This window comes from Faecalimonas sp., assembly GCA_029264305.1.
GTDB lineage: Bacteria > Bacillota > Clostridia > Lachnospirales > Lachnospiraceae > Faecalimonas.
This window is the reverse complement of record JARICA010000007.1, coordinates 1-4,163: the sequence shown is the minus strand read 5'-3', so window position 1 is coordinate 4,163 and position 4,163 is coordinate 1. Positions and strand designations below refer to the sequence as shown.

Annotated in this window: 3 protein-coding genes and 1 pseudogene; all 4 read left to right on the top strand. The window is 34.4% G+C overall.

The genetic code is table 11. From position 1 onward, the window contains the following. Positions 1 to 653: recombinase zinc beta ribbon domain-containing protein (locus ACY2U7_RS00725; protein WP_461815667.1), on the top strand; the 653-nt coding region annotated here is incomplete at its 5' end. Beyond that, a pseudogene (locus ACY2U7_RS00720) lies at positions 640 to 789 on the top strand (sporulation transcriptional regulator SpoIIID); the annotation flags it as partial. The gene ACY2U7_RS00725 and the pseudogene ACY2U7_RS00720, both read left to right, overlap by 14 nt. 142 nt (positions 790 to 931) lie before the next feature. After that, the gene (locus ACY2U7_RS00715; RefSeq protein ID WP_461815666.1) at positions 932 to 2,293 is read left to right on the top strand and encodes an MATE family efflux transporter; all 1,362 of its coding nucleotides are present in this window, start codon (positions 932 to 934) and stop codon (positions 2,291 to 2,293) included. 88 nt (positions 2,294 to 2,381) lie between these two features. Then, a complete protein-coding gene (guaA, locus tag ACY2U7_RS00710) occupies positions 2,382 to 3,923 on the top strand; it encodes a glutamine-hydrolyzing GMP synthase (RefSeq protein WP_461812601.1) in 1,542 nt (513 codons plus the stop codon). Positions 3,924 to 4,163: the final 240 nt, after the last annotated feature.

Sequence of the window (4,163 nt, the reverse complement as noted above, 5' to 3'; positions counted from 1 at the left end):
GGTCTTTCCGAAGAACAGTTCGTACTTACAAAAACACGTATGTGCGTTGGGTTTGTTCCGGAAGAAATGGAAAAGGAGCAGATAGCTGTCCAAATAAAACTGCTGTAGATGAAGAAGAATTGATTCAAGTTTTACAGGAATATTTTCATCGGGTCCTTCAACAAAAAAATAAAGTGATTGACTATGTCGTGAAAGAATTCCAAAGAGTGTACAAAGCAAAAGATGAAAATGCAGAGTACGAGAAGGAATTGAATTTGCAGATTGCCAGATTACAGAGAATGCGACAGAAATATATGGATATGTATACTGACGATTTGATTTCCAGAGAGGAATTGAAGGATAAGTTGGGTGGTACACGCCAAGAACTGGATCGTCTGGAAAATGAATTGAAAATGGTATCCAGCAATTTGACAAAAGGAGATCAGATGGAAAAAATCTTGAATGATACCTTTAAGCAGATTGAGGATATTACAGATGTTCATGAGATGACCAATGTACAGTTAAAGAGACTGATTAAGAAAATAGAAGTAGACAAAGATGGAAATGTGGATATTTACCTTCGATTATTAGGTGATTTGGGATTGAATGAAAGCATTTTAGTGGCAGACGAATGTGAAAATAAAACAGCTCTAAATAGTAACTACCAAACATAAAGATGTTACGGAACGTTTACAACAAATCAATCCTATTTTAGCAGTTCAAGCGAGAAAAGTATTAGATACGAACAAATCAGAGAGACATATTCGAGGTGGTATGGCTACAAGAGAAAAATATTTACATCAACATTAAGAGGGAGAGCAAGTTGCTCTCCTTTTTTGCTACCATTTTTAAAAATATGTATTATAATAAGTAAATGAAAAAAAGGTACAGAGAATTTTTTATAAGAAAATATTTGGCTTGTAACATTCAAAAAGTAAGGAAAGAGTAGAATATGAGAACAAAAGAAAAAAAGGACAGAACACATTATTTATTTAACAACAAAGCGATTGTGACTTTAATTATCCCACTAATTATTGAACAATTATTAGCTGTATTAGTAGGTATGGCAGATTCGATTATGATTGCAAGTGTAGGAGAAGCTGCTGTATCAGGGGTGTCTCTTGTAGATAATGTAATGATTTTGTTGATTAATTTATTTGGAGCACTTGCAACAGGTGGAGCAGTTGTTGCAGGACAATATTTGGGTAAAAAACAAGAAGAAAAAGCAGATAAGGCATCAAACCAACTTGTGTGGTTTATCACAATTTGTGCGATGGGGATTACCATTCTTGTATATTTGGGGAAAACTTTGATTTTGAATGGCATATTTGGGGAAATCGAAGCTGATGTTATGCAACATGCGAATACATATCTTTTAATTGTAACAGCATCGATTCCATTTATTGCACTATATAACGGAGGAGCAGCTATTTTTCGTACAATGGGAAATGCAAAGATCACAATGATTGTATCCCTAATTATGAATGCGATTAATGTGATTGGAAATGCGATTTTAATTTATGGATTTCATATGGGAGTGGAAGGGGTCGCAATTCCAACGCTTGTATCTAGAATGGTAGCTGGTATTTTAATTGTCATTCTTTTACTTAATTCTGAGCAAGTGTTGCATTTAGAAAAAACGATTAAATATCGTCCGGATTGGAAGATGATTAAGAAGATTTTAAGCATTGGTATTCCAAATGGATTAGAAAACAGTATGTTTCAACTTGGAAAAATAATGGTTTTAAGTTTGGTTTCTTCATTTGGTACTTATGCAATTGCAGCTAATGCAGTAAGTAATTCCATTGCTATGTTTCAAGTTTTGCCGGGTATGGCAATATCATTGGCGGTAACAACTGTTATTTCAAGATGTGTTGGAGCAAAAGATTATGAGCAGGTTTCTTATTATACTAAAAAATTACTTAAAATAACGTATGTTTGTATGTTTGTAACAAATGCGATTATATATCTTTCCTTACCTATGATTATGCAAGTATATAATTTATCGGCTAAGACATCGCAGGTAACGGAACAAATATTAATTTTTCACAGTATTAGTAGTATATTTATTTGGCCAATTGCTTTTACATTACCTGCAACTTTACGAGCATCTGGGGATGCGAAAACAAGCATGGTTATTTCTATTATTTCCATGTGGGTATTTCGTATAGGATTTAGTTATTTGTTAGGAAAGTACTTAGATATGGGAGTATTTGGCGTGTGGGTTGCTATGGTTATCGATTGGATTTTCCGTGCAATTTTATTTGTGGGCAGATATATTGGAGGAAAATGGAAAGAAATCCGGACTGTTTAAGGAAATATGTAAAAGTTTACTTGTAAAAGAATGAAAGTTAGCATATAATTAATATTCAATGAAATACGAATGTGGAGGAGGAAATCTTTTGAATAACGAAACAGTTATCGTCCTTGATTTTGGCGGACAATACAACCAATTAATTGCAAGACGTGTGAGGGAATGTAACGTATATTGTGAAGTACACCCATATACACTTAGTTTAGAAAAGATAAAAGAAATGAATCCAAAGGGAATCATTTTTACTGGAGGTCCAAATAGCGTTTATGATGAGGAATCTCCAAGATATGAAAGAGCTATCTTAGAACTTGGTATTCCAGTTCTTGGTATTTGTTATGGTTCACAGTTAATGGCATATTTATTAGATGGGAAAGTAGCAACAGCACCAGTAAGTGAATATGGAAAGACAGAAGTAGAAGTAGATTCTTCTTCAAAATTATTTGATGGAGTACAGAAATCTACAATCTGTTGGATGAGCCATACAGATTATATTGCAACAGCACCAGAAGGATTTAAAATCACAGCAACAACACCTGTTTGTCCAGTAGCGGCAATGGAAAATGAAGAAAAGAAATTATATGCAGTACAGTTCCATCCAGAAGTATTGCATACACAAGAAGGATCAAAAATGTTGCACAATTTCCTTTATAATGTATGTGAATGTACAGGGGATTGGAAAATGGATTCGTTTGTGGAAAAATCAATCGAGGCTATTCGTGAAAAAGTTGGTGATGGAAAAGTATTATGTGCATTATCAGGTGGAGTTGATTCTTCTGTAGCAGCTGTAATGCTTTCTAAAGCAGTAGGAAAACAGTTAACTTGTGTATTTGTAGATCATGGATTACTTCGTAAAAACGAAGGTGATGAAGTAGAAGCTGTATTTGGTCCTAATGGAAATTATGATTTGAACTTTATTCGTGTAAATGCGCAGGAAAGATTTTATAATAAATTAGCTGGAAAAACAGAACCAGAAGAAAAACGTAAAATCATCGGAGAAGAATTTATCCGTGTATTTGAAGAAGAAGCAAAGAAAATTGGAGCTGTAGATTTCTTAGTACAGGGAACAATTTATCCTGATGTAATCGAAAGTGGATTAGGAAAATCAGCAGTTATTAAGAGTCACCATAATGTAGGTGGGCTTCCTGAATGTGTTGATTTTAAAGAAATTATTGAACCACTTCGTGATTTGTTTAAAGATGAAGTGCGTAAAGCAGGGCTTGAACTTGGTATCCCTGAGTATTTAGTATTTAGACAACCATTCCCAGGACCAGGACTTGCAGTTCGTATTATCGGTGAAGTAACAGCAGAAAAAGTAAAAATTGTACAAGAAGCAGATGCAATTTACCGTGAAGAAATTGAAAAAGCAGGTCTTTCAAGAAATATTGGACAGTATTTTGCTGCATTGACAAATATGCGTTCAGTAGGTGTTATGGGAGATTTCAGAACTTATGATTATGCTGTAGCACTTCGTGCTGTATTAACAAGTGATTTTATGACAGCAGAGGCAGCAGAAATTCCTTGGGAAGTTCTTAGCAAAGTAACAACAAGAATTGTAAATGAAGTAAAACATGTAAATAGAGTAATGTATGATTGTACAGGAAAACCACCTGCAACGATTGAGTTTGAATAGACCTCACATCTCTGAAAAACCTTTGGATTATAAGGTTTTTCAGAGATTTTTTTGTTAGGGCAAAGCCCTGTTTACCATTGTGGAGTTTTTCGTTGATCCGAAAAACGGAACTTTGGAAAACAAATAAACCACCTGCTATGCAGGTGAGTTAGGATTGCTTCAGCTTACAGTAAAAAACCTCCTGTGTTACAATAATGTTGGTTCGCCAACCGCATTACAGTACGAAGGAGGTTATCCATA